The 16,229-nt window shown below is 64.6% G+C and carries 10 protein-coding genes; 3 read left to right on the forward strand and 7 right to left on the reverse strand.

Annotated elements, in window-relative coordinates; genetic code table 11:
• Positions 1–3 precede the first annotated feature (3 nt).
• Genes AB4Z43_RS20305 through AB4Z43_RS20315 form a run of 3 tightly spaced genes read right to left on the reverse strand, consistent with a single transcriptional unit; the run spans position 4 to position 4,603 of the window.
• Positions 4–939 carry a dimethyl sulfoxide reductase anchor subunit family protein gene (locus AB4Z43_RS20305; protein ID WP_441938809.1) on the reverse strand — a complete coding sequence of 312 codons (936 nt, stop codon included), beginning with the start codon at positions 937–939 and terminating at the stop codon, positions 4–6.
• Between the two features lie 2 nt (positions 940–941).
• Positions 942–1,676 (reverse strand): 4Fe-4S dicluster domain-containing protein, encoded by a 735-nt coding sequence (locus tag AB4Z43_RS20310; RefSeq protein ID WP_441938810.1) that lies wholly within the window; start codon positions 1,674–1,676, stop codon positions 942–944.
• Entirely contained in the window at positions 1,673–4,603 is a 2,931-nt protein-coding gene (locus AB4Z43_RS20315; RefSeq protein WP_069090952.1) for a molybdopterin oxidoreductase family protein, read from the reverse strand. Before AB4Z43_RS20315 ends, AB4Z43_RS20310 begins: the two co-directional genes overlap by 4 nt.
• Positions 4,604–4,881: 278 nt before the next feature.
• Between AB4Z43_RS20315 and AB4Z43_RS20320 the strand changes: the two genes are divergently transcribed.
• Positions 4,882–5,781 (forward strand): LysR family transcriptional regulator, encoded by a 900-nt coding sequence (locus tag AB4Z43_RS20320; protein ID WP_069090953.1) that lies wholly within the window; start codon positions 4,882–4,884, stop codon positions 5,779–5,781.
• Here the strand turns inward: AB4Z43_RS20320 and AB4Z43_RS20325 are convergent, their stop codons facing one another.
• The 4 genes from AB4Z43_RS20325 to AB4Z43_RS20340 form a co-directional block, all read right to left on the reverse strand.
• Positions 5,782–7,038: an Hsp70 family protein gene (locus tag AB4Z43_RS20325; protein ID WP_019863116.1), complete on the reverse strand. Its 1,257-nt coding sequence runs from the start codon at positions 7,036–7,038 to the stop codon at positions 5,782–5,784.
• 175 nt (positions 7,039–7,213) lie between these two features.
• Complete coding sequence (locus tag AB4Z43_RS20330; RefSeq protein ID WP_019863117.1) at positions 7,214–8,005, reverse strand: TIGR02186 family protein; 792 nt, start codon at positions 8,003–8,005, stop codon at positions 7,214–7,216.
• Positions 8,005–8,928 carry a sulfite exporter TauE/SafE family protein gene (locus AB4Z43_RS20335; protein WP_019863118.1) on the reverse strand — a complete coding sequence of 308 codons (924 nt, stop codon included), beginning with the start codon at positions 8,926–8,928 and terminating at the stop codon, positions 8,005–8,007. The genes AB4Z43_RS20330 and AB4Z43_RS20335 overlap by 1 nt, the downstream gene beginning before the upstream one ends.
• A 191-nt stretch (positions 8,929–9,119) precedes the next feature.
• Positions 9,120–13,187: a peptidoglycan-binding protein gene (locus tag AB4Z43_RS20340; protein WP_441938811.1), complete on the reverse strand. Its 4,068-nt coding sequence runs from the start codon at positions 13,185–13,187 to the stop codon at positions 9,120–9,122.
• A 453-nt stretch (positions 13,188–13,640) separates the two neighbouring features.
• On the opposite strand from AB4Z43_RS20340, the gene AB4Z43_RS20345 reads away from it, so the two are divergent.
• Positions 13,641–14,102, forward strand: a complete 462-nt coding sequence (locus tag AB4Z43_RS20345) for a MerR family transcriptional regulator (RefSeq protein ID WP_081296132.1) — start codon at positions 13,641–13,643, stop codon at positions 14,100–14,102.
• 294 nt (positions 14,103–14,396) lie between these two features.
• A complete protein-coding gene (locus tag AB4Z43_RS20350) occupies positions 14,397–16,187 on the forward strand; it encodes an acyl-CoA dehydrogenase (protein ID WP_038644433.1) in 1,791 nt (596 codons plus the stop codon).
• The last annotated feature ends 42 nt before the right edge of the window (positions 16,188–16,229 follow it).

Below are 16,229 nucleotides of genomic sequence, written 5' to 3' on the forward strand. Positions count from 1 at the left end.
AGCCTATCTGCCGTAATACAGAGTGACGGTGTGCTTTGCCTCGGCGAAGAACAGCCAGCGCTCGACCAGCATGCCGGCGAACTGGACGATCGCGGCGAGCACCGACGGCACCGCCGCATAGGGCCAGGGCAAGGCGAAGGTGGCGGCGATCAGCAGGACGGGCAGGGCGAAGGCCAATGCCTGTGCGAGCATGCGCAGCTTCGCACTGTGCTTGCGTGCGATGCGAAAACCCATTTCCTTGAGCAGGTAGTTTTCCTCGGTATGCGGCCATTCCAGCGAGCGCACCGTGCCGCCAGCCAAACCGGTCGCGGTGTTGGCGGTGGTCGGGATCTCGAGACGGTCATTGTGCCGCCAGGTCGCGAGCTTCCAGCCCCAGCCGGCAAGAGTGGCAAGCAGCGACAATACCAGCACGCCCGTGGAACCGATGCCGAAGCCCTGCAGCAGCGCGTTCAACAGAACGCTGCCGGTCATGGCGGCGAAGATCAGGTAGGCCGGCAAAGTATAGCGGCTGTGCCATTGGGCGATCGGTTTCAGCGACGCGTAGATCATCCCTGTTGTGCAGACGGTGATGACCGAATCGATGGCAGCCAGCAATCCGGCAATGGCCACCCAGCCGCCAGTGCGGCCTAGGAACGCCCAGCCGACCCCGAACAGTCCCGCCGGGATGAAGGTGATGACCGAGGCCACGCCTTCGCGCGACAGCCAGGAGCTGCGCCATTGCGAGAACGCCCGCCAGGCGCGTTCCGGCCTGCCGAGATGGCCGGTCGACGACAGCAGTCCCGCCGCTATCAGGCCGAGCGCCAGCCCCAGGCCGACGAGGCCGAGCCAAAATTGGGCGGGGACGATCTGCAACCCGCCCAGCACGCCAAGCACTGCCAGCAGGCCGTAGCCGGCGCCCGTGGCGGTGGTGAAGAAGACGACGGAAAAGGCTGGATGCATGGTCAGTTCGAAAGCATGCGGTCGACCCAGCCGAGGAAGCCGCCTTCGGCCCGCACCGGCTCCAGCGCCTTCGCCGGCACCGATGCGGCGCGCTTTGTATGGGCGCGCGGCGGCAGATATTTGTTGGTCGGGTGATAGCCCAGTTCCGGCATCAGGTCGACGCCGCCGCGCTCCGCCACCAGTTGCGAGACGGCGGAGTGAGGATCGCCGAGATCACCGAAATGCCGGGCGCTCGTCGGGCAAGCGGCCACACAGGCCGGCACGCGGTCTTCTTCAGCCAGATTGTCGTTGTAGATGCGGTCGATGCAGAGCGTGCATTTCTTCATCACGCCGACATCGGTGTCGAATTCGCGCGCGCCATAGGGGCAGGCCCAGCTGCACAATTTGCAGCCTATGCACTTGTCCTCGTCGATCAGCACGATGCCGTCCGAGGCTCGCTTGTAAGAGGCGCCGGTCGGGCAGACGGTGACGCAGGCCGGCGTCTCGCAATGCAGGCAGGAGCGCGGGAAGTTGACCGTGCGCCCGCCCATCTCTGTCGTGTGCTCATAGCTGTGCACGCGGTTGAACCAGACGCCGTCGACATGGCCGCCATAGGGGTCGATGTCGGTCAACGGCGCCATGTGGCCGCCGGTGTTCCATTCCTTGCAGGCGGTGACGCAAGCCTGGCAGCCGACGCACGTGTCGAGGTCGATGACGAGACCAAGTTTCTTGTCGGTTTGGGCGGGAAGGCAGGTCATTCGGCGGCCTCTCTTGCCCGGCGGAATTCGGCGCCGAAGCTCAATCTGTCGAGCGACGGCTCGAAATGCGGCGGTTGGCTGAAACGCTCGAATTGCGGCTCGGTGAAGCCGGCTTCCTCATCAGCGCATTTGACGATGCGCACGCGCAGATCGAACCACGCGGCCTGGCCGGTGACAGGATCGGAGTTCGAATAGCGTTTGCCCTGTGCGTCGGCCGAGGTCTGGTCGCCGATGATATGGTTGAGCAGGAAGCCGCGATTGCTCTCGGCGGCATCATCTTTCAGTCCCCAGCTGCCGCGCCTTTTGCCGATCGCGTTCCAGGTCCAGACCGTGCTTTCGTTCACCCCGTCGACCAGCTTGATTTGCCCCTTCACTCTGCCGTTGATGCTTTCTATCCACACCCAGTCGTCGTCGACGAGGCCTAGACCGGCACCAGTGCGGTGGTGCACGAACAGCCGGTTCTGGCTGGTGATCTGCCGCAGCCACGCATTCTGCGAGCCCCAGGAATGATACATGTGCATCGGCCGCTGCGTCAGCGCGTGCAGTGGGTATTTTTCGAGGTCGACCACCGCTTCCTCGAACGGCATGTACCAGAACGGCAGCGGATCCATGTAGGTCTCGATGCGCTGGCGCTCGGCCTCCGGCGGCTGAACACGGCCATGGCCGCGTGCGGCGAGCCGAAACCGCTGCAACGGCTCGGAATAGAGCTGGAAGATGATCGGCTCCGCCTTCGGGATGAAACCCATCTGCACCGCGAAATCGAGATAGGAGCGGTTGGCCATCTTGTAGTAGCGCTGGTCCTGAGCGAAGTCGTGATGCCAGAAGCCCCCATTGTCGATGTAGCGCTGCAACTGGTCCGGATTGGCCTCGCCCTTGCCGATCGACGTTCCATCCTTGCCGCGCCAGCCGGCCAGCGGGCCGATGCCCGGTGTGCGTTCATGACTGACGATATAGTCGGCATAGTCGGCATACTTCGCCGATCCGTCCTCGTCGACGAAACCGGGCAGGCGCAGCCGGGCGCCCAGTTCGATCAGCACCGACTGGAACGGCCTGACGTCGCGGTCCGGCTCGACGACGGGATGGCGGATGGCATCGCCCGGCCCGTCGGCATGGCTGATCGGCCGGTCGAGCAGGCTGATGCAGTCATGCCGCTCGAGATAGGTCGTATCCGGCAGCACGAGGTCGGCGAACGGCACCGTCTCGGAATAATAGGCGTCGGAATAGATGATGAAGGGGATCTTGTAGTTGCCCGCCTCGTCATGGTCGGTCAGCATGGCAATCGTCTCGACGGTGTTCATCGAGGAATTCCAGGCCATGTTCGACATGTACATCATCAGCGTGTCGATCTTGTAGGGATCGCCCGCCCAGGCATTGCGGATGACGGTGTGCATCAGCCCGTGCGCAGCCAGCGGCGCGTCCCAGGAATAGGCCTTGTCGATGCGGGTCGGCGTGCCGTCTTCGTCGACCAGCAGGTCGTCCGGTCCGCAGACGAAGCCAAGCGGCATGCCGTCCAGCGGCGTCATCGGCTTGACCGTCTTGCCCGCGGGTTTCGGGCCCGGCGGCGCCGATCTGGGGTAGGGCGGCTTGAAGCGGAAGCCGCCGGGAACATCCACTGTGCCGAGCAGCACCTGCAGCAGATGGATGGCGCGGCAAGAGTGAAAACCGTTCGAATGGGCTGATATACCGCGCATGGCATGCATCGAAACCGGTCGGCCCTTGATCGTCTCGTGCCGGCGCCCGGCCCAGTCGGTCCAAGCCACCGGCAGTTCGATTGCCTGTTCGAAGGCGACATGGGCGAGTTCGGCGGCGATCCGGCGGATCCTATCGGCGGCAATGCCGCAGCGCTCGGCGACCGCATCCGGCGCGTAGCTGTCATCGAGATAGCGGTCGGCGATCAACTGGAACACCGGCGTACAGCGGCGGCCGCCGACTTCGAAGCTGCCGGTCAGCGCCGGCTTCGCTTCCGTGTCGGTTGCCTTGACGGCGGTCTTCGCCACCCTGTCCCAGGCCAGCGGATTGCCGTCGGCGTCGCGGACGAACAGCCCGTCGTCGGAGGCGCCAGGCTCCTGCACGACGAGGACATGGGCGTTGGTGTAGCGGAGCAGATAGTCGAGATCGACGCGGCCGGCCTTCAGCAATTCGTGGATGAGGGCGAAGACGAACAGGCCGTCCGTTCCGGGCCGGATGCCGATCCAGTCGTCGGCAATCGCATTGTAGCCGGTGCGGCACGGATTAATCGACACCACCTTGGCGCCGCGCGCCTTGAGCTTGCCCAGCCCGATCTTGATCGGGTTGGAATCATGGTCTTCGGCGACGCCGAACAGCATGAAATATCGTGTGTTATCCCAGTCAGGCTCGCCGAACTCCCAGAACGAGCCGCCGATCGAATAGAGCCCGCCGGCCGCCATGTTGACCGAGCAGAAGCCGCCATGGGCGGCGAAATTCGGTGTGCCGAACTGACTCGCCCACCAACCGGTCAAGGATTGCGACTGGTCGCGGCCGGTGAAGAAAGCGAGTTTTTTCGGATCGGTACGACGAACTGCCGAGAGACGCTCCGTCGCGATCGAGAACGCTTCTTCCCACTCGATCTCGCGGAACACGCCCGAGCCGCGCGGCCCGGAACGCAGCAGCGGCTTCTTCAGCCGGGCCGGGCTGTAATGCTGCATGATGCCGGAACTGCCCTTGCCGCAGATCACGCCGCGATTGACCGGATGGTCCTTGTTGCCGTTGATGTAGCGGACCTTGCCGTCCTTGATATGGACGTCGATGCCGCAGCGGCAGGCGCACATGTAGCAGGTGGTCTTGGCAACGCTGTCGGAAATGCCAGGCGAGGTGTCGACGCCGTCGCCTTCATCGGGCGCGCGCGTGTCGGCAAGCGGGCGTTGCGATGGTGCCGAATTCGCGCCGCGCGGCGGTGAATGCCTCATGATCCGGATGTGCCCGCGCGGCCGGCGGATTTGGCTCGAGTCTTCGGCCCGGGGCCGCGCATGTAATGCTCTTCCGGATGGTAGCGATCGCCGGTCAGCCGTCTGCGGATGCCGCGGGTCCAATGTGCGAGAAGGGACTTGAACCGCCCGATCATTTTAGTCTCTGCCATCCGCTGGCGAATTTTTTCTAACTTCGCGTGAAAATGTAGAATGAAGCTATCGATCCGTCTAATCAGTTGTTCTTGTAAATTCGATCGATATTGGTTCTTAATGCTGACATGACCCTGGATCAGTTGCGCATTTTCGTCGCCGTCGCCGAGCGCGGCCACATGACCAAGGCGGCGGAGCTTTTGGGTATCTCCCAGTCGGCGGCGTCGGCTGCCATCCGCGCGCTTGAAGAGCAGCACGGCGTCCATCTGTTCAACCGCGTCGGCCGCAACATAGAGCTTGCCCAGACCGGCCACCGGTTCCTGCCGGAAGCCAAGGCCGTGCTGGAGCGGGCCGCCGCCGCCCGCAATGTGCTGGAACATGTCTCGCAGACGGTCGCCGGCAGCCTCTCTATCGCCGCCAGCCTGACCATCGCCAGCTACTGGCTGCCGCGAAGGCTGGCCTCCTTCCACGAGGCCTACCCCGCGGTGCGGCTGAGCGTCAGCATCGGCAACACGAGACAGGTCGAGGCCAGCGTGCTGGATGGAACAGCCGATCTCGGCCTGGTCGAGGGGCGCACCGAATCCGACATATTGCGCCGCGCCAAGGTCGACACCGACCGGTTGATGCTGGTGGTTGCCGCGTCACATCCCGAAATCGTCGAAACCGCGCCGGGCCGTCCCGACATCAAGGGCCTGCGCTGGATCATCCGCGAGGGTGGGTCGGGCACGCGCGAGGTGCTGGAGGATCTGGCGAGGCGCGAGGGAATTTCGCTAGCCGATTTGCAGGTGTTCCTGGTGCTGCCAAGCAACGAGGCGGTTCGCCAGGCGGTCGAGGCGGGTGCCGGCGCCACCATCATTTCGGAGCTCGTCGTCGGACGCGCCGTTGCCGAAGGCAGCCTGCGGTCCGTGCCGCTCGAACTGCCGAAACGCGACTTCGCCATGATCACCCACCGCGACCGCCAGGCAAGCCTGGCCCAAATGGCGCTGAAGGCGCATCTCGGCGCAGACACTAAGGGGAGCGACCTTTAGTCAGCCGAACTTGCGCTGGGCATCCAAAGCCAGGCCAAGCCCGACCGAGCCGAACATGTCGCCGTCGATGACCGAAGCCTGCGGCACCAGCGACAGGATTTCCCGTCTTGCCAGCGGAATCGCGGTCGAGCCGCCGGTCAGGAACACCGCGGTGATGTCGGACGGCTTGACCGCAGCATCGCGCATGGTCTCAGCCACCGTCGCGGTGACCCGCTCGATGTCCCGGGCGATGGTGGCGTCCAGTCCATCACGCGTGATTTCGGCGGCGAACTCCACGTCGGATAGCCTCACCGCGACTTCGGCCGATGACAGGTCGGTCAACTCTATCTTGGCCTTTTCGACCAATGCCGCCAAAGCGTGCCCATAGCGGTGCTCGACGATGTGGATGAAGCGGTCGACCAGGTCGGCGCGCGCGGCCTCGTAGCGGATCTGGCGCAGATGCGTCATCGCCTTGGCGGTGTAGACCAGGTTGATGCGCTGCCATGTCGCCAGATCGATGAAGTAGCTGGCCGGCAGATTGCGCTTGCCGTCCTTGGTCGGGGTCAAATAGCCGAGCTGCGGCATGACATGGGCAATGCTGAGCAGCCGGTCGAAATCCGTACCGCCGATATGGACACCCCGGCTGGCCAGGATATCGTCCTTGCGGTCCGGCAATCGGGCACGCTCCGGCGAGACGCGCACGACTGAAAAGTCAGACGTGCCGCCGCCCATGTCGATGATCAGCGCCAGCTCTTCGCGCGTCACCCTCTGCTCGTAATCGAGTGCGGCGGCGATCGGCTCGAACTGGAAGGCGATGTGCTTGAAGCCTTGCGCATGCGCGGCCTTTTCCAGGTCGCTCTGGGCGTTCGCGTCGGCCTGTGGGTCGTCATCGACGAATTGTACCGGACGGCCGAGCACCACGGTCTCGACCAGATCGCCGCCATCTTCTTCAAGCTTCTTCCTCAGATGGCCGAGGAACAGGCCGATGATCTCCATGAAGCCGATCGAGCGCGCCTTGATGCGCGTCTTCTCATGCGCCAGCGAGCTGCCCAGCACGCTCTTCAGCGAGCGCATCAGCCGGCCTTCCACGCTGTCGGTGTAGTTGGCGATGGCCTGGCGGCCAAAACAGATGCGGCCATCCTCGAAATTGAAGAACACCGCGCTGGGCAGCGTGACCTGGCCGCCTTCAAGCGCGACGAGGTGCGGTTGCCCGTTGCGGACCACGCCGACCGTGGAGTTCGAAGTGCCGAAATCGATACCGGCGAATGCTGGTCGCAAAGCAGCCTCCTGTCATTGGCGGCAGACAGCGGATCGGCGCTCGCGGGAGAAGCGTGCGCTGTGGTTCCGGGCGACCGGACCGCTCTGCCGAATTGAATTGTGCGTGCTTGCCCGTTGGGCGGGGAGGTGCGGTCTATAGCATGGCGCGGGAAAGGGAAACCCCCTTTTGGACGTCTCAGTCCTTGCGGAAGATCAGCCTGCCGAGCCAGCCCGTCAGCATGGCCAGCGATATGGCGAAGACGCCATAGAGGAAGGAGTAGTCATGGGCGACCCGGAAGATAGACTGCTCGAAGCCGGACTTGCGGATTTCGAGCTGGGCAGAGCTCTCCTTGATGAACAGGCCGCTCTTGAACAGGAACGCGCGGGCTTTGTGGGTGCCGACCGGAACATTCGGTGCCAGCCTGACGGTGGCGCGGAACAGGTTCTGCGACAGGAACTGCACGCCGCCGACATTCTCGCTGTAGAGGCCTGCCGCTCCCTTGCGCTCGCGCAACGCCGCGGTGAATTCCTCGATCGTCGCCGGGCTGTCGCCGGCGTCGGCGGGCTGCATGTAGAGATTGGAGGCGCCGAGCGACAGCTGCTTGTAGCTGTTCGGTTCTGTGATGTCCTGCAGCGGCCGCGTCGTCGCCACCGAATAGGAGACCGGCACGTTCTCGAAGGTTTCGGAGTCCAGATTGACCCAGACGCCGAGCACCCGGTCCTTGCGGCGCACCACGACCGGCTTGGGTGGCCCTTCGAGTACGACGATGACGTCGTAGCGACCCTGGCGGGCGACCAGCGGATCGGGATTTTCCAGCGAGCCGAAGATGGTCAGGTCGGCGCCGGAAAAACCGGCGGTGATCGAGACATTGTCGGTGGAGAGACCGATCTGGATGCCTTCCGTCAGCGGCGTCTGTGCCTTCGCCGGTGCGCCGGCGGCAAACAGTGACAGGAGGATGGCGGCTGCGAATGTTTTCGGGCCTTCCATCAGTTGAGGCCCGCGGCGGACAGCGAATAGAGATTGGGCGGGGTGACGAAGAGATCGATGGCGAGCCGGATCGCCACAGCCAGCACCAGCAAGGCCAGCAGCGCCCTGAGCTGCTCGCCGCGCAGCCTCTGGCCGGCCTTGGCGCCATATTGCGCGCCGGCGACGCCGCCCGCCATCAACAGGAAGGCCAGCACGACATCGACCGTCTGGTTCGTGGTGGCGTGGACCAGCGTGGTGTAGGCGGACGTGAAGATGATCTGGAACAGCGAGGTGCCGATAACGACATTGGTCGGCACTTTCAGCAGATAGATCAGCGCCGGCACCATGATAAAGCCGCCGCCGACACCCATGATCGACGACAGGAAGCCGATGCCGGCGCCAAGGCCGAGCACCGGGATGACGCTGACGAACAGTTTCGACGCCCTGAAGCGCATCTTCAGCGGCAGCCGGTGGATCCAGTTGTGCTGGCCGGATTTCTTCAGCACCGGCGCCGCACCACTGCGTGTGGCGCGCAGCGCATTGATGCTTTCGACCAGCATCAGCCCACCGACCGTGCCGAGCAGCACGACATAAAGCAGCGAGATGAACAGGTCGAGCTGGCCGAGCCGGCGCAGGAAGGCGAACACGTAGATACCGGCGGTGGAGCCGATGATGCCGCCGGCCAGGAGCACGCCGCCGAGCTTGAAGTCGAGCGTGCCCCGCTTCATGTGCGAAAGCACGCCGGAGACGGAAGAGGCGATGACCTGGTTGGCGCCGGTGGCGACCGCGATCGCCGGGGGGATGTTGTAGAAGATCAGGAGCGGCGTGATGAGGAACCCGCCGCCGACGCCGAACATGCCCGACAGGAAGCCCACCGCAGCGCCCATGGCCAGCAGCACGAAGACGTTGACGGAAATTTCCGCAATCGGGAGATAGATGCCCACCCGTCAGTCTCGATCAGTTTGCCTGTCGGCGAATGCAGCCGTTCCGGGCAGTCTCGCACCGAAAAGCCAATTTTTCCTTGCACCGACGCGGCGGCGGGGTCAAACCCCGTCGCCGCGCCGAAACAAAAAATATCTCAATCAGTTAACAGGCAAATGTGTGGCAAGAGCGTCGTGGAAACGACGCTTCGCTGTTATTTGCGCGCCAGCAGCGCCCGGACCAGTTTTTCATCGACGGCGCCGGTCGCCGGCAGCTTGTTGTCGGTCTGGAAGGCGATGATCGCGTTCTTGGTCTTCTCGCCCATGACGCCGTCGGCGCCGCCGGCATCATAGCCGTTCTTGTTGAGGATGAGCTGGATGTTCTTGACCGCCTTCTTCATGTCGATGCCGGCGGTCGTCTGCGGCGTGCCTTCCTGCCAGGATTCGGGAATGTCGGCCGAATTGGTCGCCGCATTGAGCGGCTTGGCCTTCCACAATTCGGTCGCGGCGCGCGCCCGCTCGAGCTGCTCGGGCCGCAGCGCATTGGCGATCTCGTCGCGCTTGGCGGCCGCGTCCTTGTCGCCGGTCTTGGCGACGAGAGCGAACCATTTGTAGGATTCCTCCAAGTTCTGCTTCATGCCGACGCCCTTGGCGGCGAGGATGCCGAGATTGAACTGGCTGTCCTTGACGCCGAGATCGGCGGCCTCCTGGAACCAGTGCGCGGCCGATTCATTGTCGGTCACGCCATCGGCGGCCATGGCGAACAGCACGGCCAGATTGTGCATGGCGCTGGCATTGCCCTGCTCGGCGGCCATCTGGTACCAGGTCTTCGACTTCTTGATGTCGCGGGCGACGCCGATGCCCTTCTCATAGAAATTGCCGATGCGGTATTCGGCCGGCGCGAAACCGAGTTCCGCCGATTTCTCGTACCATTTGGCGGCCGCGGCCATGTCTTCCTTGACGCCGCGCGATTCCGCGTAGCGCGAGCCGATCTCGAACAGCGCCTTGGCGTCGCCACCCGCGGCGGCATCGCGTAGCGCGGCCGGGCCGGCATCGGCCGGAATGTCGTACTTGTTCGCGACTGCTGCACCTGCCGGCGCGACGGCGCCGGTCGTGTCCTTGGCGATGGCGTCGTTGGCCGCCGTTGGGGCTGCGACCGGCTGGGTATCGGTATCCGTCGCTTGCGCACCGCCGGTAGCAGCTGCCGGCTCTGAAGCCGTCGTATCCATCGGGGTCGTGGCAATAGGCGCAACTGGTGCTGGGGCGGCCGAAGCCGTGGGGCCGGAAGAGGCGGTGGAAGCAGCAGGCGCGGCGGGCTCTGCGACCGGCGCCGTATTCGCCATTGCGTCCGTGTCCGACGGCATCGCCATGGCGGTCTGCGCCACCATGTCGTCCTTGGTCATGGGCGCGGATTGTTCGGCCTGCCTGACGGCACGGGCCGGCGCGTTGTCCGTCGCCGCCGGCTGGGCTTGCGCCTTCGGCTGGCTCGCCGTGTCGACGGATGCCGTCTGCGCTGGCTGCGCGGCAACGATCGGTGCGGCGTCGTTGTTTGCCACCTGAACCGGATCCGAGAGGAACGCCTTGCCGAGCTGCAGGCCGGCAAGCGCCAGCATGATCGCCGCCGCCGCCATCAGGATCGGCTTGCGTCGGGCCTTGAGCAGGTCGCCGATCCTGAGCGCTTTCACCGGGCCTTTCACCGTCGACTGTCGCTTCAGGGCGTCGGCCTCGGCGGCGGCGGCCTGCGCCGCGCGCCGCGCGGCCGCGATGAAATCCGATTTCGCGGCGTCGCTTTCGCCAAGCTTTGCCGGCTGGCCACGTTCGTCGCGAACCCGCTTCATGATGGCATTGAGGTCGGGCGCGCCGGAGCCTGGTTCCAGCGGGCGGTTGGCCACTTTCGGGTCGAGCGGCTCGTCAAGATCGACAGTCGGAATATCGCTGCTCGGCGGCGAACCGGCCAGCGGCGGGACGTCCGCCGCCGCCTTCTTGCCCTTGAAGGCGCGGGCCAGCCCGCCGAACATCGATTTGCGGCCTGCCGGCTGGTCCTTTTCGGCGATGGTATCGGAACCGAGTGCGGCCATGGCGGCGGCTGCTGCTGCTTCCGCCGGCGTGCGCGTGCCCAGGTCGCCACGCGCACCCATGTCGCCACGCGCACCCTCGTTGCGCATTATGGCGGCGGCGCGGCCATCGAGATCGGCCATGTCGCCGGTCAGCGGCATCGGCTCGTCGATATCCATCGACGGCGCTTCGACAGCCATCTTGGTGGTCCGTGTGCGGCGTTTGCCGGCCGCCTCGTCCTGGCGCGTGGCCAGAAGCTCGCTCACCGCTTCGGACGGCTCGTCGGTTTCCAGCGAACCCAGCCGGTCGACGATCTTGAGCAGCGTGTCGTGGATGGCCTCGAACGTTCGCGAATTGCGCTCGTCGGAGCGCCGCGTCAGCGTTTCCAGCGTCTTCAGATCCTGGGCGAGTCCGGAAACCGCCGACGCGTTGGCGTCCGACCCGGCCAGCGAACGCACCGCGTTCTCGGCCGCGTCCCGTGCCGCGCCGAGGATGGAATCGCGGGTCCCGGCCAGCGCCTTTTCGATTTCGTCGAGGCGCGGGCTGATGTCCTCGAATTCCGGCAGCGGCGTGCTGGGCCTGGACAGATGCGCGGACAGGCCGGCGACTTGCGCCTCCAGGCTGCGGATCAGCGCCGGATCGATGCCGGCCACCTGGGCCGCAGATGCGTCGAGCCGGCTGGAAATGTCCTCGAGCCGGCTTTCCAGTCCACGGATCGCCGCTTCGCCGGCGGGATCGGCGGCACGTGTCTCCATGCGCGTGGCGAGTGCGGTGAAGCGGGCGTCGATGGCTTCCATGATGCCGGCGCTGTCGATCTGTGGTGCGATGCGCTGGTCGAGCCGGTCGGCGACCTCGTCGAGACGGCGCTCGAGATCGCGAAACAGCATGTTGCCCTGTTCGATGGCATCGCCCTGGCGGCGTTCCATCATGCCGGACAGAACATCGAAGCGCTGCTCGAGCCCGTGGAAGATGTAGTCGGCGTCGGGCATGGCCGGCGCCTGGTCGATCTTGTCGGCAATGAGGGTGATCTGCTTGGCCAGCCGCTCCATCGCCTGCTCGGGCAAATTGGCGCGGCCGGCGAGTTCGTCAACGCGGCTCGACAGCGTGCTCAGGCGATCCATGACCGCGTTGCCGGGGCGATCCTGCGCCACTTCCTCGATCTGACGGGCGAGCGAGTCGATGCGCTTCTCGATACGATCGAAGGCTTCGTGATCGACCGAATTGGCCTGTGCCGCAACGGTCGAGGCAACGATGGCGCGGGAAATCTCGTCCAGCCGCTCGTCGATCATGGCAAGCGTGTCGCTGCCGCGATTGTCCTGCTGGCCCGCGAAGTGTTCGACGGCGCCGGCCAGCGTGCGCACCTTTTCCTCGAGCGAGCGCAGCGACAGCGATTCCGGCAGATTGTTGACGGCGTTGCTGATCTGCTCCAGCCGGTCGGTCAGCGCCGCAAGGGCGGGATCGTCGGAACGTTTGCGCTGATCGGCGTCGACACGGTCCTCGAAAGCCGTCCAGCGGCGGTCGAAATCGTCCCAGCGGCGGTCGACCTTCTGCACGCTCTCCTCGCGCGCCAGCGTGTCGAGCGCAGCCTTCACCTGCTCGAGCTCCAGGCGCAGCATGTTGACGCTTCTGTCGTCGCTCTTCTCCGACAGCGACTTGATGGCGCCGGAAAGCCGTTCGAATTCGACGCCGAGTTCGGCGCTGCCTTTGCCAGCAATGCCGGGCCTGGCGCTGGCCTGGAAGGCGCGGTCGATATCCTTGCGCAGCGCATCGAATTCGCGTTGCAGACCCGCCGTCATCTGGTGGCGCAGTTCCTCTCGCATGCCGCGCAACTCACCGGCGATCTTGCCGACCATGGCGACGCTGTCTTCCTGGCCGCGCACGCGGTCGATGTCACGGGCGATGGCCTGGTAGTTCTGGTCGAAGCTGGGGGCCGGTGCCGGGGTCTGCGGGCGCGCCGCTGGCCGCGGATCCTCATACCAGCGCTGCTGAGCGGTTGGCTGGGCGGCGGGATAACGCGGGTCGACCGCAGGATAGCGCGGCTCGGTGGCTGGATAGCGCGGGTCGGTGCCGTATTGGTGCGGAGCGGGCCGGGCCGTCACCTCCTCGCGGGTCTGACCCAGCCGCTGTTCCAGCGTCTCCAGCGAGCGGTTCAGTTGCTCGAGCGTGGTCTGCGGCTTGCGCTGCCTGCCGGCGTTGAGTGTATCGAGATAGGACCGCTTGCTGTTCATCGGTGCGTCCGTCTTTCAGATTGGCCGGCTTTCGACCAGCTCCCCAAGTCCCTGCCGGAACGAAGGCGACCGCGCTTCCACGGTGGAAGACAAGCTTCCCGGGGTTTCACCCGCGCTCCGAAAAACCGTGAAAAATTCGATACAGGATAAACACGGGTAGCCGACGCGCCCACATTTCCCCCAACGTGGTAAACAACGCGTTAACCAAGCTTAAGAAGTTGGAAGGAAGTTCGCTCTCGCTTCCACGGTGCGGCATAAAGCACCTTCACAGAACGCCCCTTGCGTCATGAGGCGGCTATCGGTATAGAATTGACGTAAACGTAAAAGGCGCATTTGAGTGTGCTGTTTGCGATTTTGTTTGTCGAAACCACGGCCGGAAGCACGCCCCCGCTTCCAGTCAGGCGACGCATGGTCCAGGACCGCGACGCCACCAGACGGGGAAAGCCAGTGACCATGAAGCTTATCTCGGCCGGCGAGACCGCGGCCAATACCAATAATGTATCTGTCGAAGCCGGCGAGGACCTCGCCCGCATCGGCGAAATGGCCAAGAAATACGGCGTGACGCTGCGCACGCTGCGTTTCTACGAAGACAAGGGCCTGCTCAACCCGCAGCGCGACGGCTCCACCCGTCTCTACACGCGCCGCGACAAGGCCCGGCTGAAGCTGATCCTGCTCGGCCGCAAGGTCGGGTTCTCGCTGCGCGACGTCAAGCAGATGATGGATCTCTATGATCCGACCGGTTCCAACACCAAGCAGCTGCGGCTGGCGCTGGACAAGTCGGAGAAGCAGCTCGCCCGCCTGCAGAAGCAGCGGGCGCTGATCGACGACGCCATCAACGAGCTCTCCGGCTCGATGTCGGCGGTGCGCCAAATGTTGGCCGAGCGCACGGCGCCGCAGGCGAGCGTCGCGAGCTAAAGCAATCTACCGGTTCCGACCCCGTCGGAGTCTCGACCATCAAAGCCGCGTGGCTCTGCCGCGCGGCTTTTTCGTTGCCTGCGTCTGCCCAACTGGTTCCCTCGGCGCTGGCCTGCATGGCGTCGCGCCGCCAGCTTAACCAAGCTGGGCTGGGCGGGAAATCTTGTCGCATCGAAAAAATTGACGTTTACGCAAACGTCAATTTTTGCTATCCCGGCTTCAACACGGGTCCGCATGCTGCCCTGACATGAATTCGGGGGCTTTCGGACCAGGTCCGCAGGGTGGAGAAAAAGCATGCCGACATACAGGGCTCCGGTCCAGGATACGCTGTTCGTACTCAATGATGTGCTGGGCTATCAGCGCTATTCGAACCTTCCCGGATTTGCCGACGCGACGCCGGACGTGCTGGAAGCGATTCTGGCTGAAGGCGCCAAGCTCGCCGAAAACATCATGCATCCGCTCAACCGTGTCGGCGACATGGAAGGCTGTGTGCGTCACGACGACGGCTCGGTGACCACGCCCAAAGGCTTCAAGGAGGCCTTCGACCAGTATCGCGAAGGCGGCTGGATGGGGCTGGCGGCGCCGGTCGAGTTCGGCGGCCAGGGCCTGCCCTATGCCGTGCACACCGCCGTCGCTGAATATATGGTCTCGGCCAACATGTCGCTGATGATGTATCCGGGCCTGACCCAGGGCGCCATCGCGGCGATCATCACCCACGGCACCGACGAGCAGAAGGCCAAATGGCTGCCGAAGATGGTCGAGGGCTCCTGGACCGGCACCATGAACCTGACCGAACCGCATTGCGGCACCGATCTCGGCCTGCTGCGCACCAAGGCGGTGCCGAACGGCGACGGCACCTACAAGATCTCGGGCCAGAAGATTTTCATCTCGGCCGGCGAACACGACATGTCGGACAACATCGTCCATCTCGTGCTGGCCCGCATCGAGGGCGCGCCGGAAGGCGTCAAGGGCATTTCGCTGTTCATCGTGCCGAAGCTCAAGCTCGATGCTTCGGGCAATCCGGGCGAACGCAACACGCTCTCCTGTGGCTCGATCGAGGAGAAGATGGGCATCCACGGCAATTCGACCTGCGTCATGAACTATGACGAGGCCGAAGGCACGCTGCTCGGTGAGGAGAATGGCGGCCTCAAGGCGATGTTCACGATGATGAACGAGGCCCGCCTCGGCGTCGGCCTGCAAGGGCTTTCGCTGTCGGAGATCGCCTACCAGAACGCCGTCGCCTACGCCAAGGACCGCTTGCAGGGCCGTTCGCTGTCGGGCGCCAAGGCGCCGGACAAGAAGGCCGACCCGATCATCGTCCATCCCGACATCCGTCGCTCTTTGATGACCATGAAGGCCTTCAACGAGGCCGGTCGCGCGCTGGCGCTGTGGACGGCGATCAAGTCCGACATCGCGCATCGCTCCGCAGACGACAAGGACCGCCAAGCGGCCGACGACTACACCGGCCTGATGACGCCGGTGGTCAAGGGCGTGCTCACCGACAAGGGTTTTGACCACGCCGTCATGGCCCAGCAGGTATTCGGCGGTCACGGCTATATCGAAGAGCACGGCATGAGCCAGTTCGTGCGCGATGCCCGCATCGCCATGATCTATGAGGGCGCCAACGGCATCCAGGCGCTCGACCTCGTCGGCCGCAAGCTCGGCCTGAATGGCGGCCGCGCCATCCAGGCCTTCTTCAAGGAGGTCGGCGAATTCTGCGAGGAAAACCGCGCCGACGAGAAGATGGCGCCCTTCACCAAGGGGTTGAAGAAGGGCCTCAATGATCTGCAGGCGGCGACTATGTGGCTGGTGCAGAACGGCATGGCCAAGCCCGACAATGCCGGCGCGGCCTCGACCGACTACATGCATCTCTTCGGCCTTGTCGCACTGGGCTACATGTGGGCGCAGATGGCCAAGGCGGCTCAGGGCAAGACCGGCGCCAACGGCACCCAGTCCTTCTACGACAACAAGGTGGTGACGGCGCGCTTCTTCATGGAGCGGATCATGCCGGAGACGTCGGCCCATCTCGCCCGTATTTCGAGTGGTGCGGACACGCTGATGGCCCTGCCCGCGGAAGCGTTCTAAAGATAGTTGCCCTCCTCCCTCGGGGGGAGGGTCGGTTGAGGC

Origin of the sequence: Mesorhizobium sp. 2RAF45, assembly GCF_052115225.1 — a bacterium.
Classification (GTDB): Bacteria; Pseudomonadota; Alphaproteobacteria; order Rhizobiales; family Rhizobiaceae; genus Mesorhizobium; species Mesorhizobium jarvisii.